The sequence below is a fragment of the Vibrio sp. 1562 genome (assembly GCF_033340155.1).
Taxonomy (GTDB): domain Bacteria; phylum Pseudomonadota; class Gammaproteobacteria; order Enterobacterales; family Vibrionaceae; genus Vibrio; species Vibrio alginolyticus.
On the sequence record NZ_JAWOVY010000845.1, the window covers coordinates 1 to 503 of the forward strand.

1 protein-coding gene is annotated in these 503 nt (G+C 47.9%); it reads left to right on the forward strand.

Annotation, left to right across the window (positions count from 1 at the left end; translation table 11 throughout):
• On the forward strand, positions 1-415 hold a 415-nt coding region (locus tag R7Z49_RS27995), incomplete at its 5' end, for a DUF882 domain-containing protein (protein ID WP_318112922.1).
• Positions 416-503: the final 88 nt, after the last annotated feature.

Here is a 503-nt window from a genome sequence, read left to right on the forward strand (position 1 = left end):
GAATACGGGTGAGCTTCTCGAGACGTGCTATTTCGATGGCAATCGCTACGTCGGCAAAGAATTGCAGCGTTTGAATGAGTTCTGCCGTGATCATCGCCGTAATGAAGTGCATCCAATGGATAAACGTCTGTTCGATCAAATCAGCCAAATTCAAAAGCTCATCGGTGCTGAATCCGAAGTTATCGTGATTTCTGGCTACCGTTCTCCTGTGACCAATGCGTCCCTGCGCAGCGGTTCTACTGGTGTTGCTAAGAAGAGTCTACACATGGAAGGGAAGGCGATTGATTTTCGTCTCGATGGTGTAAAGCTGTCTACGGTGCGTGATGCGGCAATCAGTTTGAAGGCTGGTGGTGTTGGATACTATCCGGGCAGTAACTTTGTCCACATTGATACGGGTGCAGTGCGCAGTTGGTAAGCCTATTTTAGGGCTGGCGTAAGTCTTGAAGTCGCCTAGGGTTAGTGTCATAGTTGCGGCAGTTTTAACGCAAATTTATTCGGTAATA